General features: G+C 61.9%; 1 pseudogene. It reads left to right on the top strand.

Annotated features, from left to right (window positions below):
• Positions 1 to 735 (top strand): annotated as a pseudogene (locus tag G8O24_RS42555) (DUF1522 domain-containing protein); the annotation flags it as partial.

Here is a 735-nt window from a genome sequence, read left to right as displayed (position 1 = left end):
CCGGCAAGACCTTGACCTTCACCTCCTTCAGTGGCGGTGCGGCGGTCAACGTCACCTTCGGCGACGGCACCAACGGTACGGTCAAGACGCTCGATCAGCTCAACACGCAGCTGCAGGCCAACAACCTGACTGCGACGATCGACGCCAACGGCCGGCTGACGATCTCGACCACCAACGACTACGCGTCCTCGACCATCGGTTCGAGCACCGCAGGTGGTGCGATCGGCGGCACGCTGACCACGGCACTGACCTTCTCGACGGCTTCCAGCCCCGTCGCGGATACGGTTGCCCAGACTTCGCGTTCCAACCTGGTCAACCAGTACAACAACATCCTCCAGCAGATCGACTCGACTGCGCAGGACTCCTCGTTCAACGGTGTGAACCTGTTGAACGGCGACCAGCTCAAGCTGGTGTTCGACGAGACCGGCAAGTCGAACCTGAACATCACGGGCGTGACCTACAACTCCAAGGGTCTGGGCCTCGCTGCGTTGACCGGCGGTGTCGACTTCATCGACAACGCCGCCACCAACAAGGTGTTGACCAACCTGAATTCGGCGGCGAGCACGCTGCGTTCGGAAGCTTCGAGCCTCGGTTCGAACCTGACGATCGTGCAGGTTCGTCAGGACTTCAACAAGAACCTGATCAACGTGCTGCAGACCGGCTCGTCCAACCTGACGCTGGCCGACACCAACGTCGAGGCGGCCAACAGCCAGGCGCTGTCGACCCGCCAGTCGA

Source organism: Bradyrhizobium campsiandrae, from assembly GCF_014529705.1.
In the GTDB taxonomy this organism is placed as follows: domain Bacteria; phylum Pseudomonadota; class Alphaproteobacteria; order Rhizobiales; family Xanthobacteraceae; genus Bradyrhizobium; species Bradyrhizobium campsiandrae.
Note: the sequence above shows the minus strand (reverse complement) of the source record. Positions and strands in the feature narration are given on the sequence as shown.